Below are 18866 nucleotides of genomic sequence, written 5' to 3' on the forward strand. Positions count from 1 at the left end.
CTTGGCCAAAGGACCTTTGCAGCCGGCGGGGCCGGGCGATATGGTGGAAACACTTGTTTGACAGCGGCTTTTAGACCGTGTGGGAAGGGAAGGAAGGCCTTGACGCAAAGTGTGGGTGCGCCTGTCGCCGGGGTTGGGGTGGGAATGGGCAATGCCGGCAGTCCCAAGCCAGATACCAAGGAACTGATCCTGGATGCGGCGGAACGGCTATTCGCGGAGAAAAGCTATGCCAGCGTCTCGCTGCGGGAACTGACGGCGGCAGCCGGGGTCAATCTGGCAGCGGTGAATTACCATTTCGGGTCCAAGGATGCGCTGCTGATCGCCGTGTTCCGGCGCGGCGCCGTGGCGCTGAACAAGGAGCGGGCCCGCCTGCTGCGCGATGCGGAGGAACGGGCCGGCGGCGGCACCCCGCCGCTGCGGGAGATTGTGGAAGCCCTGGTGGTGCCGTCCATCCGCTATAGTTTCACCTCCACCCGACTGGCGCTTTATAACCAGTTCGTAGCCTTTGCGCGGGGCGACGGCCCGCCGGAAGCGCGGGAGATGCTGGACAAGGATGTCGGCCATCTTCAGCGCTTCGTGCTGCCCCTGGCCCGCGCCCTGCCCCACCTGCCGCAGCAGGAACTCTATTGGCGCCTGCATTTCATGATGGGGGTGCAGCACTCCCTTTACACCGACATGAAGCGGCTGGAGACGCTGTCCGGCGGCCAGTGCCATCTGGACAATCTGGATGCCGTGGCCGCCCGCGTGGTGGATTTCGTCATTGCCGGGCTGGAAGCGCCCTACCGCGCGCCGGGCGGATAAAAAAGGGCGTGCCCTTCCCGCGGGCACGCCCCCTTTTCCGCATGACAATATCGCCGGGCGGGCACCAGCCTCCGGTCAGCCAAGGGCACTCCTCGGCTGACTGGTATAAGGCCGGTCAGGCCAGCAGGCGCAGCTTTGGCTCCCGTGCCCATTGGCGTTGCGACGCCTTCTGGATGAAGGTGCCGTCCAGCGGCGTGATGCCGTCATCGGGTTCCACGCCGGCCTTGTCCAGAAGGGGCTGGGCGGCATCATTGCGGCCGATGGTCTTCAGATGGCCAAACGCATCCATCACCCATTGAATGGCCGCCGCCTCCTTCACCAGCAGGGCGGCGGCATCGGGTGCCAGCAGCACCGCCACCGCGTCGAACAAGGCGGAGGGGGAACCCGCCAACTGCCCATCCACCGCAATCACACTGCCATCCGACAGGCTGGTGCCAATATGCGGCGCCACCAGGAAGGGGGTAGCGCCCGCCCCTTCCACCGCCTGTTTCAGGCTGGACAGGGCCGCAGCATCGGTGCCATCGGCAATCAGGATACCGACCATCCGCCCCTTCAGCGTATCCAGCATGTTCTTCTGGATCGACAGGGCTGGCGAGGGCTTCATGTCGATGGGCGCGCGGGCAGCCGGGTTTGCCTCCGGCAGGGAAAGGCCCAGCCCCTTGGCCACGCGGCGGGCCAGTTCCTCATCCACATTGCGCAGATTGGCGATCATCCGGCCCGGCACCTGGGCCATCTTCACCTTGGACAGTTCAAAGGTGAAAGCGCTGGCGATATGCGCCTGTTCCGACGGTGTTTGGGAGCGCCAGAACAGCCGCGCCTGGCTGTAATGGTCGGCGAACAGTTCCGGCCGTACCCGCAGCTTGTCGCCCTGCTCCTCGCTGTCCGCGCGACCGGGATCGGTACGGAAGCCGGTGACCGGGCATTCACGCGGGCCCGGTTCCTCCCCATGGGCGGAAAGGCTGTTGGGCTCGTAATTGGCGCGCCCCTTGGGCACATGCATCTGCATCTGGCCATCGCGCTGGAAATTGGCCATCGGGCATTTCGGCGCGTTGATCGGCAGTTGATGGAAATTGGCCGTGCCCAGGCGCGACTTCTGTGTGTCGAGGTAAGAGAACAGCCGCCCCTGCAACAGCGGGTCGTTGGTGAAATCCACCCCCGGCACGATATTGGCCGGGCAGAAGGCCACCTGCTCCGTCTCGGCGAAGAAATTATCGGGGTTGCGATCCAGCACCAGCCGGCCAACCGGCCGCACCGGCACATCCTCTTCCGGGATGATCTTGGTCGCATCCAGCACATCATAAGGCTGGGCATCAGCAAAGGCCTGATCGAAGACCTGCAGGCCCAGTTCCCATTCCGGATAATCACCCTTCTCGATCGCTTCCCACAGGTCGCGGCGGTGGAAGTCATTATCGGCTGATTGCAGCTTCAGCGCCTCGTCCCAGACGGTGGATTGCAGGCCCTGCACCGGTTTCCAATGGAATTTCACGAAGCTGACCTTGCCCGCTTCGTTGACCAGCTTGAACGTATGGACGCCAAATCCCTGCATGGTGCGCAAGGAACGGGGGATGGTGCGGTCGGACATGGCCCATAGCAGCATATGGGTCGTTTCCGGCATCAGCGACGCGAAATCCCAAAATGTGTCATGGGCGCTGGCGGCCTGGGGGAAGGCGCGGTCCGCCTCCATCTTCACGGCATGAACCAGGTCAGGGAACTTCATCGCATCCTGGATGAAGAAGACGGGGATATTGTTCCCCACCAGATCCCAGTTGCCTTCCTTGGTATAGAACTTGACCGCAAAGCCGCGCACATCGCGCGGTGTATCAACCGACCCGGCCCCGCCGGCCACGGTGGAGAAGCGGACAAAGACGGGCACCTTCTCGCCCTTGCGCTGGAACAGGTCGGCCTTGGTCAGGTCCGAGAGCGATTCGTAAGGCTCGAAATAGCCATGCGCACCCGACCCGCGGGCATGGACGATCCGCTCCGGGATGCGCTCATGGTCGAAATGGAAGATCTTCTCCCGCAGGACGAAATCTTCCAGCAGGCTCGGCCCGCGCGCGCCGGATTTCAGGCTGTTCTGGTTGTCGGAAACACGGATGCCCTGGTTGGTCGTCAGATGGCCCTGCCCGTCATGCGGGCCTGCCGCCGGCACTTTCTGGTGGGTTTCCCCACCCTGCCCGCGCTCCATCTCGTAACCGCCACTGGCCATGGATTCCTCCCGCTGCCGCTTTTCATGAAGGGGTGACGGCAAGGCAACGGGGGTGGGTTAGAACAGTTCCAGACTGAAGGGAATTTGTCTCAGGGCCGGCGCGTATCCCCGGGCGCGAAAATGAAAAGGCCGGGGTCGCCCCCGGCCTTCACCATGTCAGCAGATGCCTCGAACGCTATCAGGAAGCAGCACCGTGGCAGTGCTTGTACTTCTTGCCGCTGCCACACGGGCAGGGTGCATTGCGCGGCGTGTTCAGCCAGGCTTCGTCGCTGACCAGATCGGTTTCCTGCGCCACGGGCAGGCCACCGGCGCCAAAACCGCCACCGGCAAGGGCTGCGGCCGGGGTACGGCGCACCATGCCGGCGGGCAGCGGCGCATCGGCCGGCGGTGCGCCGGCCAGGGCCGGATCGAAGCGCGTCTCCTCGCCCATGAAGGGCTGGGGCGCGGGGATTTCCGGCTCCGCCACACGGACCTGGATCAGCATCAACATCTGGGTCACCTGCTCGCGCAGATTATCCAGCAGGCCGGAGAACAGCTCGAACGCTTCCTTCTTATACTCGTTCAGCGGATCGCGCTGCGCATAGGCGCGCAGATTGATGCCCTGGCGCAGATGGTCCAGCGACAGAAGATGGTCCTTCCAGACCTGATCCAGAATCTGGAGCAGCAGGCTCTTCTCAATATTGCGGATCAGGTCGGGGCCATAGGCCGCCTCCTTCTCCGCCATCTTGTCCTCAGCAAATTTCAGCAGGCGCTCGGTGATCTCCTCATCGGCGATCCCCTCTTCCTTGCCCCATTCACGCACCGGCAGGTCGGCGCCCAGGATACGCAGGCATTCCTCGTGCAGCAGGTCCATGTCCCACTGCTCGGCATAGGCATTTTCCGGAATGGCGCGGCGCACCATGTCGGTAATCACCTCGTGGCGCATTTCCTTGACCATTTCCGCCACATCAGCGGCATCCATGATCTCACGACGCTGTTCGTAAATGACCTTGCGCTGGTCATTCATCACATTGTCGTATTTCAGCAGGTTCTTACGGATCTCGAAATTGTGGCCTTCAACACGCTGCTGGGCCTTTTCCAGCGCCTTGTTGATCCAGGGATGGATGATCGCCTCGCCCTGCTCCAGCCCCAGCTTCTGGAGCATCGTGTCCAGACGCTGGCTGCCGAAGATGCGCATCAGATCGTCATCCAGCGACAAGAAGAACTTGGAAGCGCCGGGATCGCCCTGACGGCCGGAACGGCCACGCAACTGGTTGTCGATACGGCGGCTTTCATGCCGTTCCGTACCCACCACATAGAGGCCACCGGCTTCCAGCACCACCTGCTTGGCGGCCGCCACCTCTTCCTTGATAGCCTGGATGCGGGCATCCCGCTCCGGCCCTTCCGGCAGGTCGGCCAGTTCATGCTCGATCCGCATGTCCAGATTGCCGCCCAACTGGATATCGGTACCGCGACCAGCCATGTTGGTGGCAATCGTTACGGCACCGGCACGGCCCGCCTGCGAAACGATATAGGCTTCCTGCTCGTGATAGCGAGCATTCAGCACATTATGCGGAATGTTCTTCTTCTTCAGCAGCGTTGACAGCGTTTCCGATTTCTCGATCGACACGGTGCCAACCAGCACCGGCTGCTGGCGGACGCGGCATTCCTCGACCAGCTTGACGATGGCCTCGTATTTCTCCGCCGCCGTGCGATAGACCTCATCATCGGCATCGATACGGCGAACCGGCAGGTTGGTGGGAATATCCACCACTTCCAGCCCATAGATTTCCTGGAATTCCGCCGCCTCGGTCATGGCCGTACCGGTCATGCCGGCCAGCTTGGGATAGAGACGGAAATAATTCTGGAAGGTGATGCTGGCCAGCGTCTGGTTTTCGCGCTGAACGCTCACGCCTTCCTTGGCTTCCAGTGCCTGGTGCAGCCCTTCGGAATAGCGGCGGCCATCCATCATGCGGCCCGTGAACTCGTCGATGATGATGACCTTGTCATCCTTGACGATGTAATCCACGTCGCGGGTGAACATCTTGTGCGCCTTCAGCGCCTGATTCACGTGATGGACAAGGCTGATATTGTGGATGTCGTAGAGGTCGCCGGTCTTCAGCAGCTCCATCTCCTGAAGGATCTGGGCCACCTTCTCGGTGCCGCCTTCGGTCAGGGAGATGGCCTTGGCCTTCTCGTCCTTCTCGTAATCCTCCGCCGTCAGGCGGGCGATCACCTTGTTCACCGCGATATACAGCTCTGACCCATCGGTGGAGGGGCCGGAGATGATCAGCGGCGTACGCGCCTCATCAACCAGGATGCTGTCCACCTCGTCGACAATGGCGAAGTTGAAGGCGCGCTGGGCCATGTCCTCGCGCCGGTACTTCATATTGTCGCGCAGATAGTCGAAGCCGAATTCGTTGTTGGTGCCATAGGTGATGTCGGCGGCGTAAGCGGCGCGGCGCTCATGATCATCCAGCCCATGGACGATGACGCCCGTGGTCAGGCCCAGGAAATTGTAGAGCTTGCCCATATGGGCGGCGTCACGGCTGGCCAGATAGTCGTTCACCGTGACGACATGCACGCCCTTGCCCTGCAGCGCGTTCAGATAAACGGCCAGCGTTGCCACCAGGGTCTTACCTTCACCGGTGCGCATCTCGGCGATCTTGCCGGAATGCAGCACCATGCCGCCAATAAGCTGCACGTCGAAATGGCGCATGCCCATGACGCGCTTGGAGGCTTCACGCACGGTAGCGAAGGCGTCGGGCAGGATGTCATTCAGCGATTCGCCCTTCTCCAGCCGCTCCCGCAGCCAGTCGGTGCGCATCTGCAATTCGGCATCCGACAGGCCCTGCAGCTTCGGCTCCAGCGCGTTGATGGCATCGACTTGCCGCCGCAAGCCCTTGACCACCCGCTCATTCGCGTTGCCGAACAGTTTGCGGGCAATGGCACCGAACATGGAATACTCCGCGAAGGCAAAAGGCAAAGATAGTGGTGAACGCAAGAAAACCCGGGCCGGCCACACCGGCCGCCGGGCACCCTGGACCGTTGCGCTTTCCCTGGGGGAGGAAAGGCACGGCCTGACAGATAAGGCCGCGCAGCCTTGCGGTCAACGTGGCATCGGCCATGCCAGCCCGGCGGGCCTGAGAAAAAGCGCCGCGGGGGGATGCCGGCACCATGATCATGTCGCTTTCAGCATGCATGAAAGGGGCGAAAACCGGCAGACCCTTGCCCGCTGCCCCGACTCATGCTTTATGCGCAGACAGCGAAAAGGCGGGCGTCGTGGGGAAGGCCTGGCCGGGCGCTGGCGTGACATGATCGACGGGCAGACCGACAGACAGGCCGGCCAGTCTATTTATCTTCGAGGGAACTTTAGCAGATGCTGGTCAAGACTATGCGTGCCGCCCTGTTCGCCGCCACCGCGGCTGCCGCGCTGGGCGCCGTTTCCATGCCCGCCCTGGCACAGGATGCCAAGGCACCCGCCGCCAAGGCCCCGTCGCTGGCCGACGATCCGGTGGTGGCCCGCGTCAACGCCAAGGAGATCAAGCGCTCCGACGTGCTGGCCATGCTCCAGCAGTTGGGCCCGGAAGTGCAGCAGATGCCGCTGCAGATGATCTATCCCCAGCTTCTGGAACAGCTTGTCCAGTCCGAGCTGGTGTCGGAAGCAGGCTATAAGGCCAAATTGCAGGACAGCGCCGAAGTGAAGCGCCGCCTGAAGGAAGCCGAGGAGCAGTTCGTGCAGCAGGCCTGGCTGCGCGGCGAGATCGACAAGCGCCTGACCCAGGACAAGCTGAAGGCCGCCTTCGACAAGTGGACCAAGGAAAACCCGCCGCAGGATGAAGTCCGCGCGCGCCACATCCTGGTCGCCAAGAAGGAAGATGCCGACGCGATCATCAAGCAGCTCAAGGGCGGTGCTGATTTCGCCAAGCTGGCCGCCGAAAAGGGCACGGACGGCACCAAGGATAATGGCGGCGATCTGGGCTATTTCGTCAAGGACCAGATGGTCAAGCCCTTCTCCGACGCCGCTTTCGCCATGAAGCCCGGCGATCTGAGCCAGACCCCGGTGAAGACCGATTTCGGCTATCACGTCATCAAGGTTGAGGATAAGCGCAAGCAGACACCGCCGACCTTCGAGCAGGCCGCCCCGCAGCTCCGCCCGATGGTGGCACAGGAAATCGCCGAGGAAGTGATCAGCGGCCTGCGCAAGGGCGCCAAGGTCGAGACCTTCAATATCGACGGTTCCGCCATGCCGGCCCCGGCCGCCGCCGCAAAGCCGGCCGAGAAGAAGTAAAAACCCTCCCCTTACCGGGAAGGACCAAATCCGCGGAAGGCCCAACGCCTTCCGCGGATTTTCTTTTTCAGTTCCGGAAACGCGCAGCCGGTCAGCCCAGCGCCGCCGCATGGGACAGTTTCCAGGCTTCCACCCGGTTGCGACCGCCATGTTTGGCGGCGTAAAGTGCCTGATCGGCCCGTTCGATCAATTGTTCGGGCTCCAGATCGGGATGGGCTTCCGCAAGACCGAAACTGGCGGTCACCTGCAAGCTGCGCCCATCGGCCAGTTGCACCACCTGGGCCGCCAGATCGGCCCGCAGCCGTTCCAGCACGCCCAGCGCCTGCGCCAGTTCGGCATCCTTCAGCAGGATCAGGATTTCCTCGCCCCCCAGGCGGAAGGCTTCATCCATATCGCGGATACCGCCGCCAATGCAGGCCGATGCCGCCATCAGCACCCGGTCGCCGGCATCATGGCCATAGGTGTCGTTGACGGATTTGAACCGGTCCAGATCGCACAGCGCCAGACAGAAGGGGCGGCCGCTGCGACGCAGGCGGCTGGTTTCCCGGCCCAGTTCCTCCATCAGCCCGGTACGGTTGCGCAGGCCCGTCAGCGGGTCGATGCCGCTGCCGGCCAGGCTCATCGCGCGTTCAAACCGGCGGCAAAGCTGGATGAATTCCTCATACCGGTCCAGCACCGCCTCATAGGCCGCCAGGGACAGGATTTCATCCGCCGCGACGCGCATCAGCATCAGCCGGGCCAGACGGTGTAATTGTTCATGCAGGGCGATCAGCCGCTCCACCGCCGGCTGGGGCGTCAAGGCCTGGGCCTTGGCTTCCCGCATCCATTGGATAAAGGATTGCGGCATGGGGACCGAATCCGCCCCCAGCATCCCGGTTTCCCGCCCGAAGAAAGCTGCCCGGTGCCATTGGGTCAACCACCGCATATGCTCGTCAATGACGAGGGAAAGGCCGACGCTGGAGAGGGAGGAAGGCATTAATCCGGGCTCTGACAAAGCGGAAAGCGCCACCCGGTAGAGGGCGGCGCCTTTGCAATGATGAATTTAGCCCAAATTTACATCTAATTCGATCAAACAACTACCTCTTACGGTCATTCCTCGCCGCCGGGCTGCCAGACCCATTTGCGGCGCGCTTCAGCCAGGGTGCCGGTGATGATGGCGGCGCGGATGTCGCGCATCAGCCGGTTCATGGTGTGGACATTGTGCATGGTCAGCAACTGCATGCCCAACATCTCCTCCGCCTTCAGCAGATGGTGGATATAGCCCCGGCTGGCCGTGCGGCAGGCAAAGCAGCCGCATTCGGCATCAATCGGCTGGTCATCATCCTTGAAGCGGGCATTGCGCATGTTCAGCCGCTCCCCCTTCACGCCCGGTGCCAGGGCCCAGCCATGGCGGGCGATGCGGGTAGGGCTGACACAGTCGAACGTGTCGATGCCCCAGGCCACACCTTCAAAAATATCGACAATGCCGCCAATGCCCAGCAGATGCACCGGGCGGTCGGGATGCACATGGCTCATCGCCATGCCCACCACCTCATGCATCTGTTCGCGCGTCGCGCCCAGACAGCCGCCCACAGCCGTGGCGAAGAAATCGCGGCTGGCGGTATATTCGGCACTTTCCTTGCGCAGGTCCGGATAAACCCCGCCCTGGACGATGCCATACATGGCCTGCGGCAGACCATTGGCGGAGATACCGCCGAAATTGCGGAACGCGGCCAGCGACCGGTCGCCCCAGCGATGCGACATTTGCATCGACCGGGCCGTGTAGCGCCGATCCACATGGAAGGGCGTGCATTCATCCAACTGCACCACGAAATCCGGCCCCAGCTTGCGCTGGATATCGATGGATTTTTCCGGCGTCAGGAACAGTTTCTCACCGCTGGTATAGGAGCGGAAGGTGGCCCCCTCCTCGGTGATTTTCAGCAGGGTCTTCTCGCGCGTTGTCGTGCGCCTGCCCTTCACCTCATCCGCCACGCTGCCATGGCCCATGGCGAAAATCTGATAGCCGCCGCTATCGGTCAGCATCGGGCCATCCCAATTCATCATCTTGTGCAGGCCGCCCAGCTTGGCGACCAGATCGGCACCGGGCTGGATCATCAGATGATAGGTATTGGCCAGGATGATGTCGGTCTTCTCGTCCCGCATCTGCTGCGTGGTCATGCCCTTGATGGCCGCCTTGGTGCCGCAGAAGATGAAATTCGGCGTCTGGATGGCACCATGCGGCGTGGACAGCGTGCCGATACGCGCCTTGGACCCCGCCGGGTCGCGGTGCGTGATATCGAAGGAGAAGCCGGGATAGGAGGACATTTTTATCAAGAACCGTCGGTCGGGATCGCTGAAGATGAAGCCATTGGGTATGGGGGAGCGAGCCGCACTTGTACAGGGGGTGCCGGCGAATGGCAGGCAGGAAGGGGCCGGCGCAGGCAACCTCAGCGCGGCCACGTCGCCGGGTCGCGATGATGATGGGCGCAGGCCAGGATATAGACGGCATCCGGCTCAACCCGGAAGAACAGGGCATAGGGAAAGCGACGGAGCAGCGCCCGCCGCAACCCATCATGGCTGAGTGGGAAGACCCGGGGATTCTCCCCCAGACGGCGCGGATCAGGTGATCAATCTCGACAAGGAAGCGCGCGCCCAAGCCCCGCCTGTTGCTAATCGTACCAGCGTCGCGCCGCGTCCATGTCCGCCTTTGCCGGCGGCAGGACAAGCACGCGAAGCATCAGTGCCGGTCGGCCCGGAGATCGGCCAGCACCTGTTCCCAAGGCTCCGCCTGCTCGCGCATTTCCTCAAACGCCGCGTTCCGCCGCTCCAACTCGGCCTTCCAGGCCGGCGACAGCGGAACCTCTGTCGCATCCAGGCTGTCATACAGCTCCGCGATCAGATCGAGCTTCTGCTGTACAGAGAGCCGCTTCACATCAATCATGGACATGGGCCTTGTCCTTCACCGCAAGCCATCGCCTTGTCCAGCAGGGCCAGCATCGTCTGGTTCTGCCGGGCCGAGGCCTGATCCCGCCGGATCAGGTCGCGCACATAGTCGCTGGCACTGGCATAGTCGCCGGATTCGATCTGGCGCTGCACCCATTCCCGCAAGGGATCGGGGATGGAGATATTCATCGACACCATGGGCCACCTCCACTTTCCAACAGGATGGCAATTTTTGCCATCGGGGGGAAGGGGGCGCGGATCAAGACAGGGCGGAGGTTCAAGCGCCGGACTGACGGAAGCGGGCGAGGTCTTTCTGCATCTGGGCAAGCCAGCGTCCGGCTTGGCTGTCCGGATAGGCGGTTGCCTGCGGGGTGATCAGGGTGATGGCGCGCTCCATCAGGCGGATGGCCTCCTGCTGGTCGCCATTTTCTGCTGTTCGCAACGCGAGATTTGCCAGGCTGGCTGCCAAGTCGGGATTGAAACGGGCGGGGTTCTCAGCGGCAAGCTTCTCTCTTATCGCCACCGCCTTGGCGATGGCACCCAGCGCCCCCTTCACATCGCCAACAACCGACAGGTGGACTGACAGGTTGTTCAGGCTACTTGCCAAGTCGGGATTGAAACGGGCGGGGTTCTCGGCGGCAAGCTTCTCGACAATCGCCACCGCCTTGGCGATGGCGGCCAGCGCCCCCTGCCCATCACCGGCATCCGACAAGCAGCTTGACAGGTTGTTCAGGCTCAATGCCAAATCGGGATTGAAACGGGCGGGGTTCTCGGCGACCAGCTTCTCGTAAATCCCTACCGTCTTGGCGATGGCGTCCAGCGCCCCCTTCCCATCGCCCACATCCGACAAGCGGAGTGACAGGTTGTTCAGGCTAATTGCCCAGTCGGGATTAAAACGGGCGGGGTTCTCGGCGGCAAGCTTCTCGTAAATCGCTACCGCCTTGGCGATGGCGTCCAGCGCCCCCTGCCCATCGCCAGCAGCCGACAAGCAGTTTGACAGGTTGTTCAGGCTGCCTGCCAAGTCGGGATTGAAACGGGCGGGGTTCTCGGCGACCAGCTTCTCGTAAATCCCTACCGTCTTGGTAACGGCGGCCAGCGCCCCCTGCCCATCGCCGGCATCCGACAAGCAGAGTGACAGGTTGTTCAGGCTGCCTGCCAAGTCGGAATTGAAACGGGCGGGGTTCTCGGCGGCGAGCTTCTCTCTGATCGCAATGGCTTTAGTGGCGGCATCCAGTGCCGACGGGGTGTCCCCGACATCAGCTAGCAGTATTGATAATTGATGCCAGCCGTCCGCTAAAGCTGCGTTGAAACGGGCCGGCTCCTGCCCGGCAAGTTTGAGCCGGCGTTCAACTCCAGCCTTCGCCGTTTCTACAGCATGTTCGCGGATCCGCTCCGGGTAGCCCGCCCAACTGAATGAGAGGAATATATCATAAATTTCCGACAGGGCGTCATCGATACCGGTCCAATCTGATCCTTGCGCATCAATGAGATGATGGATTTGATCGATGCACCAAAGCACTTTCTCCATCAGGTCGTGATCACCAGATGGTTTGGCATTCTCAGCAGTGAAATGCAGAATCTCGACCAGGACACCCTGATATGAGTCCGGAGAGACAGCGGCCTCAATCTCTTGCCAGGCCCCACCGACATTACCCGCCGCGATATGTTGGCGGATTTTCTCCGCAATCTCCGACGGGGCGTCCACTACTCTATGCGTCTGGCAATCCTTGAGTTGTTGCAGCCGCCTTGTGTAATCATCAATCAGCGATGTGATGGTGTTCTCATATGTGCCAGCGACATTAGATGGTTTGACGATCTCCTCGGAGCGATCCATCCAGAACTGGACCGGATCAAGCATCCAGTTGGGCAGGCTGATTGTGAGCTGTTGCATAAGGGCGCGGAAGAAATCATCCGCGTCCCAATCACCCATGAAGTAGCGGGGCTTCCGGGTCCGGTCATGGTCACTCAACAGGGTCCGGGTCGCGGGTGACTGGCTTTCCAGGCTGGTACCCTTGGTCACCCAGAAAATGGGCTTGTCCGGATACCGTTTCACGGCCTCGCCCAGATGGCGCATCACCGCTTCTTCCCCACCAGCATAGCCGACAACAACAAGAGCGGTGGAATCGCGCAGCAACTCCGCGATCATCTGTTTCAGATCATCGCGATCAGCGGTGCCGGTGAGGTCGGCGGCCTTGTTATACTGTGAATAAGCATGGCGCGATCCGTGCAGATGCACCAACTGCGGATGCCGTGACTTGCCGCGAATCCGATTGATGGTATCCAGACTGTCGGATACGGCCGGGATCGTACCGCAGCGGACAATACCGTCCAGAATCAACGTATCGAAATTCGTTGTCAGGACGGTATGAACGTACCGTTCATGCACCAACTGTCCCAAACAGATATGCGCCCAGTTGATCCGGTTGCGCCCGAACTCCAGTGCCTTACTGATGACCTCGTTTTGCTGACTCTGGTCACTGAACAATTGCTCAAAGATATGGCTGTATTCGGTGGCCAAGCTGGTGCCGCGGCCCAAGAGCGCCTTATCCTTCAAGAATTCCAGTGCTTCTTCAAAGATGATCTCGTTCTTCGACAGGTCAGGCAACAGTGTAAATCGATCCCGCATGTCGGCAGGGGCCAGTTTTTCCGCCATCATGGCACAGGCGATGCCGGCAACCTCCCAGCCTAGGGGAACGCCAGCGGACCGCGAGCAGCCGGCCCCAATCAGAAACAGGGCACCCCCGCGGTGGGCGGGGTCGCGTGGCATGAAACCGCTGGCCATGGCCAAGGCGACACGACGCAGCATATCGCCACGACTTATGTCCCCCCCTCCGCCGTCAACAATGTTCCGGCTATCACTTGCAGCACTGATCGCCCGGAATTCGCCACCGCCGCCGACATCATCCACAACACACCTCTCTCCACCCGACAGGAAATCTTATGTCAGGTTAGGGAGCCGTTTCAATCTTCTGGGCGAAATTTTGGGACTTCCATCAACCCTGAACCGCCGCCCCCACCTGCCGCCCCAGCGCCCAGCGGGACAGGTACATGAAGGGGGTGTCCATGATGGTCAGCACCACGCGCATGCCATAGGTGCCCAGGATATAGGTGTAGAGCAGGGCTTCCCAGCCCACCGGGTCGGGGGAGAAGACCACCCAGGCCAGGACGGAGAAGATCACATTATCCACCAGCGAGGAGAGCATGGTGGAGCCGTTGTTGCGCAGCCAGAGGTGACGGTCGCCCGTAGCCCCCCGGATGCGCTGATAGATCCAGACATCGAACAGTTGGCTGGTCAGGTACGCCGTCATCCCCGCCGCGAACAAGGCCGGGGCCGGGGTGAACAGGGCGGCTATATGGTCCTGCATGCCCAAGGCCCAGGCCATCTCCGTGCCCGCCTGTTCCGCGCTCATGGGCCGGAAGCCCAGCGTCAGGATCATCAGCAGGGTGAACAGCAGATAGGCGGCAAAGGACAGGAACACCGCCTTGCGCGCGGCCTGACGGCCAAAATGCTCGGTCAGGATATCGGTGGCCAGATAAGTGGAGCTGAACAGCACCGTGCCCATGGCGACCGGATGGTCGTAAAAGCCGAACTGCACCGCCTTCAGCACTTCCACATTGGCGGCGATCACGGCCACGGCAATATAGAGATATAGGCCCGCCGCGCCGAACAGCCGGGCCATCACCAGGATGGTGCTGAAACAGAACAGGGCCTGGAAGGCCAGCAGCGCTTCCGGCGGGATCTGGTTCAACCAGGCAATAAGATCGGCAGGCGACAAAGGCATGGGACGGGATTTCCGGGATCGGGACGGGTGCCTTTCCGGCACCCCAAACGGCAGCGGCCCCGCGAAACACCCAAGCGGGGTCTCGCGGGGCCGACGATACCGTCAGCAGCGAACTGTAACGTCAGACGCCGATCAGGCGGCGGCCTTGGCGGCCAGCACCTTCTGGATCTGCTTCTTCACCTTGCGGGCGTCGTCGCTCAGCTTGGCGTCAGCGATATCCAGCAGGGCGGCGTCCAGGCCACCCTTGTGCTCGATCGTGCGGATGCCGTTGGTCGACAGGCGCAGGCGCACCATGCGGCCCAGCGCGTCGGACATCAGGGAGGTTTCCTGCAGGTTCGGCAGGAAGCGCCGGCGGGACTTGTTGTTGGCGTGGGAGACGTTGTTACCGGTCTGCACACCCTTGCCGGTCACGGCGCACTTGCGGGACATTGGAACCACCTATCTTAATTGCTGCTGGCGGCCCGCAGATGGAACCGGGGCGCACCGGGACAAGAATTACCACAGCCGGCCAGGGAAACCCCGGTCGACGGAGCCGCGTTGATATACCCGAGCGCCCGGTGAGTCAAGCCCGTGTCCCGCCGCTTTTCACGCATGGGCGGGCTTCGTGCGGCAGGGATATTAAGGTCAGGGCCGATACCCGGCCTTTCCCGCGGCACCCGCCGGGCTTATGATCACCTGCAGCATCATTCCGGCCCCGGCTGGAAGGGAGAGATATCATATGGTCGAGACAAGGGTTGGTTCTTCTGCCGGCGGCGTCGGCGGCTCTGTCAGTGAAAGCGGCGGCCGGCGCACCGGCGGGGCCGTGCCCAGCATCCCCGGCAAGGGTATCCTGCCGGGCCGCCCCGGCAACCGCTGGCCCAATGCCAAGGAACTGGCCGCCCTGATGGTGGATGGCATCCTGCGCCTGCCCGCGCGCTATCGACGGGGCATGTATCTGGATGTGCTGACCTGACAGGCCCCGCGGCCCCTTTGTGCTGGCGCGTGAGCGCGCACAGCTTTATGCAGGGCCCTGTTCTGGCCTGTCCTTAGAAATGCGTGTCTTCCGCCCGTGCGAATCGCCCTTTACCAGCCGGATATCCCGCAAAATACCGGCACCCTGATCCGGCTTGGCGCCTGCATGGGCGTGGCCGTGGATATTATCGAGCCCTGCGGCTTCATCCTGGATGACCGGCGTCTGCGCCGGTCGGCCATGGATTATGCCGAGCATGCGGACATCACCCGGCATATGAACTGGGCACGGTTCACGCAGAGCCGCCAGGGCCGTCTGGTGCTGCTGACCACGCGCGCCGCCGTGCCCCATATCGACTTCCACTTCCAGCCTGACGATATCCTGCTGCTGGGCCGGGAAAGCAGCGGCGTGCCCGATGATGTGCATGACAGCGTGGAGGCGCGGGTGCTGGTGCCGATGCAGCCCGGTTCCCGGTCGCTGAATGTGGCCGTGGCTGCCGCCCTGGTGCTGGGGGAGGCGATGCGGCAGACTGGCCTCTACCCGACTGCCAGCCCCTGACCATATCGGACATCCGGGATTCCCCCCTCGCTTGCGGCGGGGAATCGGACTAAACCCTTTCCCGCCGCCGTTATTGCCCCGGAACCGTTCATGTCCCACGCCGCCTCCCCCTCCCCGCTTCCCCCTGCCGATATCCTGGCCGACCGCCAGGCTCAGGCCCGCGCCTGGTTTGAAAGCCTGCGCGACCGGATCTGCGCTGCGTTTGAGACGCTGGAGGATGATCTGGCCGGCGGCCCGCATGGCGACCTGCCCGCCGGACGGTTTGAGCGCAAAAGCTGGAACCGGACCGACCATAGCGGTGGCGAAGGCGGCGGCGGGGTGATGAGCATCATGAAGGGCCGGGTGTTTGAGAAGGTGGGGGTGAATGTCTCCACCGTTCACGGCACCTTCTCCCCGGAATTCCGCGCCTCCATCACCGGGGCGGCGGAGACGGGGAATTTCTGGGCCAGCGGCATCAGCCTGGTGGCCCATATGCGCAGCCCCCTGGTGCCAGCGGTGCATATGAACACCCGCATGCTGGTGACGGGGCAAAGCTGGTTCGGCGGCGGCGCCGACCTGACGCCCATGTTCCTGGACAGTATCGAGACGGCGGAAGACGCAGCCGATTTCCATGCCGCCCTGAAGCGGGCCTGCGATGCCCATGGGGCTAATTATTATTCCCGCTTCAAGGAATGGTGCGACCGCTATTTCTTCCTGCCCCATCGGGGCGAACCGCGCGGGGCCGGCGGCATTTTCTATGACCAGTTGGACAGCGGCGACTGGCAGGCCGATTTCGCCTTCACCCGCGCGGTGGGCGAGGCGTTCCTGGAAATCTATCCCCGTATCGTCGCACGGCGGATGAACGCAGCCTGGACGGCAGCCCAGCGCGACCATCAATTGATCCGCCGGGGTCGCTATGTCGAGTTCAACCTGATCCATGATCGCGGCACGCTGTTCGGCCTGAAGACCGGCGGCAATATCGAAGCCATCCTGATGAGCCTGCCACCGGAAGTGAAATGGCCCTGAGCGTCCCCTCCCCCCGTTCCACCGCTTCCCCTGAACGGGCTCCCGCCCTGCCCCCCCATCCGCTGCTGCTGGTGCGCCATGGGCAGACGGAATGGAATGTGGCCGCCCGCTGCCAGGGCCAGCGCGACAGCGACCTGACCCCGCATGGCCGCACCCAGGCCGATCATGTCGGCCAGGTGCTGCGCCGGCTGGTGGCGGCGATTCCCGACTGGCGGGCACAGGTGCGGTTCGTCGCCTCCCCCCTGGGGCGGACGATGGAGACGGCGCGCATCATCAACCGTTATCTGGAATTGCCGGTGGAAACCGATCCACGAGTCGCCGAAGTCAGCTTCGGCGTGTGGGAAGGCATGACGCGGACGGAAATTCAGGCCGCCAATCCCTGGCTGGCCGACCATGGCCCGCATGGCTGGCAGTTCCACGCGCCCGAGGGAGAGCGGTATGAGGAGGTGCGCCAGCGCCTGCTGGGCTTCCTGTCCGGGATCGACCGCCCGACCATCGTGATTTCACATGGGATGAGCGGGCGCGTGCTGCGCGCCCATTATGCCGGCCAGGACCAGGATACCGCCGTGCGCCTGCCCGTGCCGCAGGACAAGGTCTGGCGCCTGACCCCGCACGGGGTGGAGGAACTGGGGTAAAAGGCTGATCCCGGTTAAGGATCAGCCTTCCAGCATCCGGCGCAGCAGTTCCACATCTTCTGCAAAGGCGGGATCGGTGCCGCACAGCTCATCCACCTTGCGCACCGCGTGCATCACGGTGGTGTGGTCGCGGTCGCCGAACTTGCGGCCGATTTCCGGCAGGGACCGCTGGGTCAGTTGCTTGGCCAGATACATGGCCACCTGACGCGGCCGGGCCACGGCGCGGGCGCGGCGCGCGCTGCTCATGTCGGCCAGGCGGATGTTGAAATGCTCCGCCACCTTCTTCTGGATCTCTTCGATCGTCACGCGGCGGTTGCTGGCGCGCAGCAGGTCATGCAGCACGTCCTGCGCCGATTCCAGCGTGATGGCGCGGCCCACCAGTTCGGCATGGGCGACGATGCGGTTCAGGCTGCCTTCAAGCTCACGCACATTGCTGGTGATCTTGTGGGCCAGGAATTCCAGCACCTTCTGCGGGATCTTGGCGCCGATCCGGTCGGCCTTCTGCTGGAGAATGCCCAGACGCAGCTCATAGGTGGTGGGGTGGATATCCGCCACCAGCCCCCAGCCCAAACGGGAACGCAGCCGTTCTTCCATGCCTTCCAGATCCGACGGGCTTTTGTCGGCGCTGATGATCACCTGACGGTTCTGGTCCACCAGGGCATTGAAGGTGTGGAAGAATTCTTCCTGCGTGCTGTCCTTGCCGGAAATGAACTGCACATCGTCGATCATCAGCACGTCCACGGAGCGGAACTGCTCCTTGAACGCCATCGTATCCTTGAAGCGCAGGGCACGGATGAACTGGTACATGAATTTTTCGGCCGAGAGATAGATCACCCGGCGCGATGGGTCCTTCTTGCGGATGGCCCAGGCAATAGCGTGCATCAAGTGGGTCTTACCCAGACCCACACCGCCATAGAGGAACAGCGGGTTGAACGGCACGGAATGGGATTCGGCCACCCGGCGGGCGGCGGCAAACGCCAGCTCGTTTGGCTTGCCGACGACAAAATTCTCGAAAGTGAAGCGGGGGTCCAGCGGGGCCGACATCTCATCGGCCCGCTCATCGCCATTGGCACTCGCCGGCACCGGCTCAATCACCAGTTCCGCCACCACCTCTTCGCGGGCCACGGGGGCGGGGGCAGAGCTGGGGCTTTCCATGGCAGGGGGGGCTGTATCGGCGCGCACAGGGGCGGCGACCACGATCTCGACCGATTGAACCAGATTATTCTCACCCGACCAGAGGGCGCGGATACGGTCGGCGTAATGGGTGCGAATCCAGTCGCGCATGAAGCGGGTCGGCACCAGGATGCGGACCTGCCCCCCTTCCAGGGAACCGACGGTCAGCGGTTTCAGCCAGCTCCGATAAGCGGTCTCGCCGACTTCATCCTTGAGGCGGTCCCGCACCCGCGCCCATTGCTGATCCAGCGAACTCTGCACCGACATTCGACCGCCGCTCCCCCCAGCCCGCTGCCTGCACGCCAATGCCGGATCGGCAGCAGCGCCCCGCCTCTCGCGGACTTCAATGCCAAATCATTCCCTTCGGGCCGGAAACCACGGCAAGACACCATGGCACAGCCAGCCCAGGCTCGGTCACGGATACCCATGCAGCCACCGCCGCATGAATAATCACCAGAACCGTCCAGAATATAAGCCCCACATAAGGCGCACCTGAAGGGTTACGCCTTTCGCACAGGTTCTTATGTCAAGAACGGGCAGAAGCCCGACAGGCGGGATTTTGGAC

General features: G+C 62.7%; 16 protein-coding genes. 6 read left to right on the forward strand and 10 right to left on the reverse strand.

Annotated elements, in window-relative coordinates:
* The first annotated feature begins 99 nt into the window (after nt 1–99).
* Nucleotides 100–801, forward strand: coding sequence for a TetR/AcrR family transcriptional regulator (locus G473_RS0104785; RefSeq protein ID WP_051329880.1), 702 nt, complete (start codon nt 100–102; stop codon nt 799–801).
* Between the two features lie 115 nt (nt 802–916).
* On the opposite strand, the gene G473_RS0104790 is transcribed toward G473_RS0104785, so the two are convergent.
* Both G473_RS0104790 and secA read right to left on the reverse strand, forming a co-directional pair.
* Nucleotides 917–3007: a catalase gene (locus tag G473_RS0104790; RefSeq protein WP_029012168.1), complete on the reverse strand. Its 2091-nt coding sequence runs from the start codon at nt 3005–3007 to the stop codon at nt 917–919.
* Between the two features lie 178 nt (nt 3008–3185).
* The gene (gene secA / locus G473_RS0104795) at nt 3186–5945 is read right to left on the reverse strand and encodes a preprotein translocase subunit SecA (RefSeq protein WP_029012169.1); all 2760 of its coding nucleotides are present in this window, start codon (nt 5943–5945) and stop codon (nt 3186–3188) included.
* A 420-nt stretch (nt 5946–6365) separates the two neighbouring features.
* On the opposite strand from secA, the gene G473_RS0104800 reads away from it, so the two are divergent.
* The gene (locus tag G473_RS0104800; protein WP_029012170.1) at nt 6366–7277 is read left to right on the forward strand and encodes a peptidylprolyl isomerase; all 912 of its coding nucleotides are present in this window, start codon (nt 6366–6368) and stop codon (nt 7275–7277) included.
* Between the two features lie 91 nt (nt 7278–7368).
* On the opposite strand, the gene G473_RS0104805 is transcribed toward G473_RS0104800, so the two are convergent.
* From G473_RS0104805 to rpmB, 7 genes are all read right to left on the reverse strand, one after another.
* Complete coding sequence (locus G473_RS0104805) at nt 7369–8253, reverse strand: diguanylate cyclase (protein WP_029012171.1); 885 nt, start codon at nt 8251–8253, stop codon at nt 7369–7371.
* Nucleotides 8254–8366: 113 nt separating this feature from the next.
* The gene (tgt, locus tag G473_RS0104810) at nt 8367–9581 is read right to left on the reverse strand and encodes a tRNA guanosine(34) transglycosylase Tgt (protein ID WP_029012172.1); all 1215 of its coding nucleotides are present in this window, start codon (nt 9579–9581) and stop codon (nt 8367–8369) included.
* Nucleotides 9582–9993: 412 nt separating this feature from the next.
* Complete coding sequence (locus G473_RS0104820) at nt 9994–10203, reverse strand: addiction module protein (RefSeq protein WP_029012174.1); 210 nt, start codon at nt 10201–10203, stop codon at nt 9994–9996.
* A complete protein-coding gene (locus tag G473_RS25120) occupies nt 10194–10397 on the reverse strand; it encodes a type II toxin-antitoxin system ParD family antitoxin (RefSeq protein ID WP_051329881.1) in 204 nt (67 codons plus the stop codon). The genes G473_RS0104820 and G473_RS25120 overlap by 10 nt, the downstream gene beginning before the upstream one ends.
* A gap of 79 nt (nt 10398–10476) precedes the next feature.
* Nucleotides 10477–13005: a tetratricopeptide repeat protein gene (locus tag G473_RS28995; RefSeq protein ID WP_154667261.1), complete on the reverse strand. Its 2529-nt coding sequence runs from the start codon at nt 13003–13005 to the stop codon at nt 10477–10479.
* 187 nt (nt 13006–13192) lie between these two features.
* Nucleotides 13193–13981, reverse strand: coding sequence for a queuosine precursor transporter (locus G473_RS0104835; protein ID WP_051329882.1), 789 nt, complete (start codon nt 13979–13981; stop codon nt 13193–13195).
* A 132-nt stretch (nt 13982–14113) separates the two neighbouring features.
* Nucleotides 14114–14410 (reverse strand): 50S ribosomal protein L28, encoded by a 297-nt coding sequence (rpmB, locus tag G473_RS0104840; protein ID WP_029012177.1) that lies wholly within the window; start codon nt 14408–14410, stop codon nt 14114–14116.
* A 289-nt stretch (nt 14411–14699) separates the two neighbouring features.
* Between rpmB and G473_RS0104845 the strand changes: the two genes are divergently transcribed.
* The 4 genes from G473_RS0104845 to G473_RS0104860 all read left to right on the forward strand — a co-directional run bounded on the left by G473_RS0104845 (nt 14700) and on the right by G473_RS0104860 (nt 17128).
* Nucleotides 14700–14933 carry a hypothetical protein gene (locus G473_RS0104845; RefSeq protein WP_029012178.1) on the forward strand — a complete coding sequence of 78 codons (234 nt, stop codon included), beginning with the start codon at nt 14700–14702 and terminating at the stop codon, nt 14931–14933.
* Nucleotides 14934–15029: 96 nt separating this feature from the next.
* Nucleotides 15030–15488 carry a tRNA (cytidine(34)-2'-O)-methyltransferase gene (locus tag G473_RS0104850; RefSeq protein ID WP_029012179.1) on the forward strand — a complete coding sequence of 153 codons (459 nt, stop codon included), beginning with the start codon at nt 15030–15032 and terminating at the stop codon, nt 15486–15488.
* A gap of 90 nt (nt 15489–15578) precedes the next feature.
* Nucleotides 15579–16493 carry an oxygen-dependent coproporphyrinogen oxidase gene (gene hemF, locus G473_RS0104855; protein WP_029012180.1) on the forward strand — a complete coding sequence of 305 codons (915 nt, stop codon included), beginning with the start codon at nt 15579–15581 and terminating at the stop codon, nt 16491–16493.
* Nucleotides 16484–17128: a histidine phosphatase family protein gene (locus G473_RS0104860; RefSeq protein ID WP_029012181.1), complete on the forward strand. Its 645-nt coding sequence runs from the start codon at nt 16484–16486 to the stop codon at nt 17126–17128. Before hemF ends, G473_RS0104860 begins: the two co-directional genes overlap by 10 nt.
* A gap of 21 nt (nt 17129–17149) precedes the next feature.
* Here G473_RS0104860 and dnaA read toward each other — a convergent pair whose 3' ends face one another.
* Nucleotides 17150–18568: a chromosomal replication initiator protein DnaA gene (dnaA, locus tag G473_RS0104865; protein ID WP_029012182.1), complete on the reverse strand. Its 1419-nt coding sequence runs from the start codon at nt 18566–18568 to the stop codon at nt 17150–17152.
* Between the last annotated feature and the right edge of the window lie 298 nt (nt 18569–18866).

It is taken from the genome of Niveispirillum irakense DSM 11586 (assembly GCF_000429645.1).
GTDB lineage: Bacteria > Pseudomonadota > Alphaproteobacteria > Azospirillales > Azospirillaceae > Niveispirillum > Niveispirillum irakense.

Bases quoted from the DNA above. Each gene is read 5' to 3' on its own strand.
- G473_RS0104790 (WP_029012168.1), bottom strand. From the start codon at position 3,007: ATGGCCAGTGGCGGTTACGAGATGGAGCGCGGGCAGGGTGGGGAAACC.
- secA (WP_029012169.1), bottom strand. From the start codon at position 5,945: ATGTTCGGTGCCATTGCCCGCAAACTGTTCGGCAACGCGAATGAGCGG.
- G473_RS0104800 (WP_029012170.1), top strand. From the start codon at position 6,366: ATGCTGGTCAAGACTATGCGTGCCGCCCTGTTCGCCGCCACCGCGGCT.
- G473_RS0104805 (WP_029012171.1), bottom strand. From the start codon at position 8,253: ATGCCTTCCTCCCTCTCCAGCGTCGGCCTTTCCCTCGTCATTGACGAG.
- tgt (WP_029012172.1), bottom strand. From the start codon at position 9,581: ATGTCCTCCTATCCCGGCTTCTCCTTCGATATCACGCACCGCGACCCG.
- G473_RS0104820 (WP_029012174.1), bottom strand. From the start codon at position 10,203: ATGTCCATGATTGATGTGAAGCGGCTCTCTGTACAGCAGAAGCTCGAT.
- G473_RS25120 (WP_051329881.1), bottom strand. From the start codon at position 10,397: ATGGTGTCGATGAATATCTCCATCCCCGATCCCTTGCGGGAATGGGTG.
- G473_RS28995 (WP_154667261.1), bottom strand. From the start codon at position 13,005: ATGCTGCGTCGTGTCGCCTTGGCCATGGCCAGCGGTTTCATGCCACGC.
- G473_RS0104835 (WP_051329882.1), bottom strand. From the start codon at position 13,981: ATGCCTTTGTCGCCTGCCGATCTTATTGCCTGGTTGAACCAGATCCCG.
- rpmB (WP_029012177.1), bottom strand. From the start codon at position 14,410: ATGTCCCGCAAGTGCGCCGTGACCGGCAAGGGTGTGCAGACCGGTAAC.
- G473_RS0104845 (WP_029012178.1), top strand. From the start codon at position 14,700: ATGGTCGAGACAAGGGTTGGTTCTTCTGCCGGCGGCGTCGGCGGCTCT.
- hemF (WP_029012180.1), top strand. From the start codon at position 15,579: ATGTCCCACGCCGCCTCCCCCTCCCCGCTTCCCCCTGCCGATATCCTG.
- G473_RS0104860 (WP_029012181.1), top strand. From the start codon at position 16,484: ATGGCCCTGAGCGTCCCCTCCCCCCGTTCCACCGCTTCCCCTGAACGG.
- dnaA (WP_029012182.1), bottom strand. From the start codon at position 18,568: ATGTCGGTGCAGAGTTCGCTGGATCAGCAATGGGCGCGGGTGCGGGAC.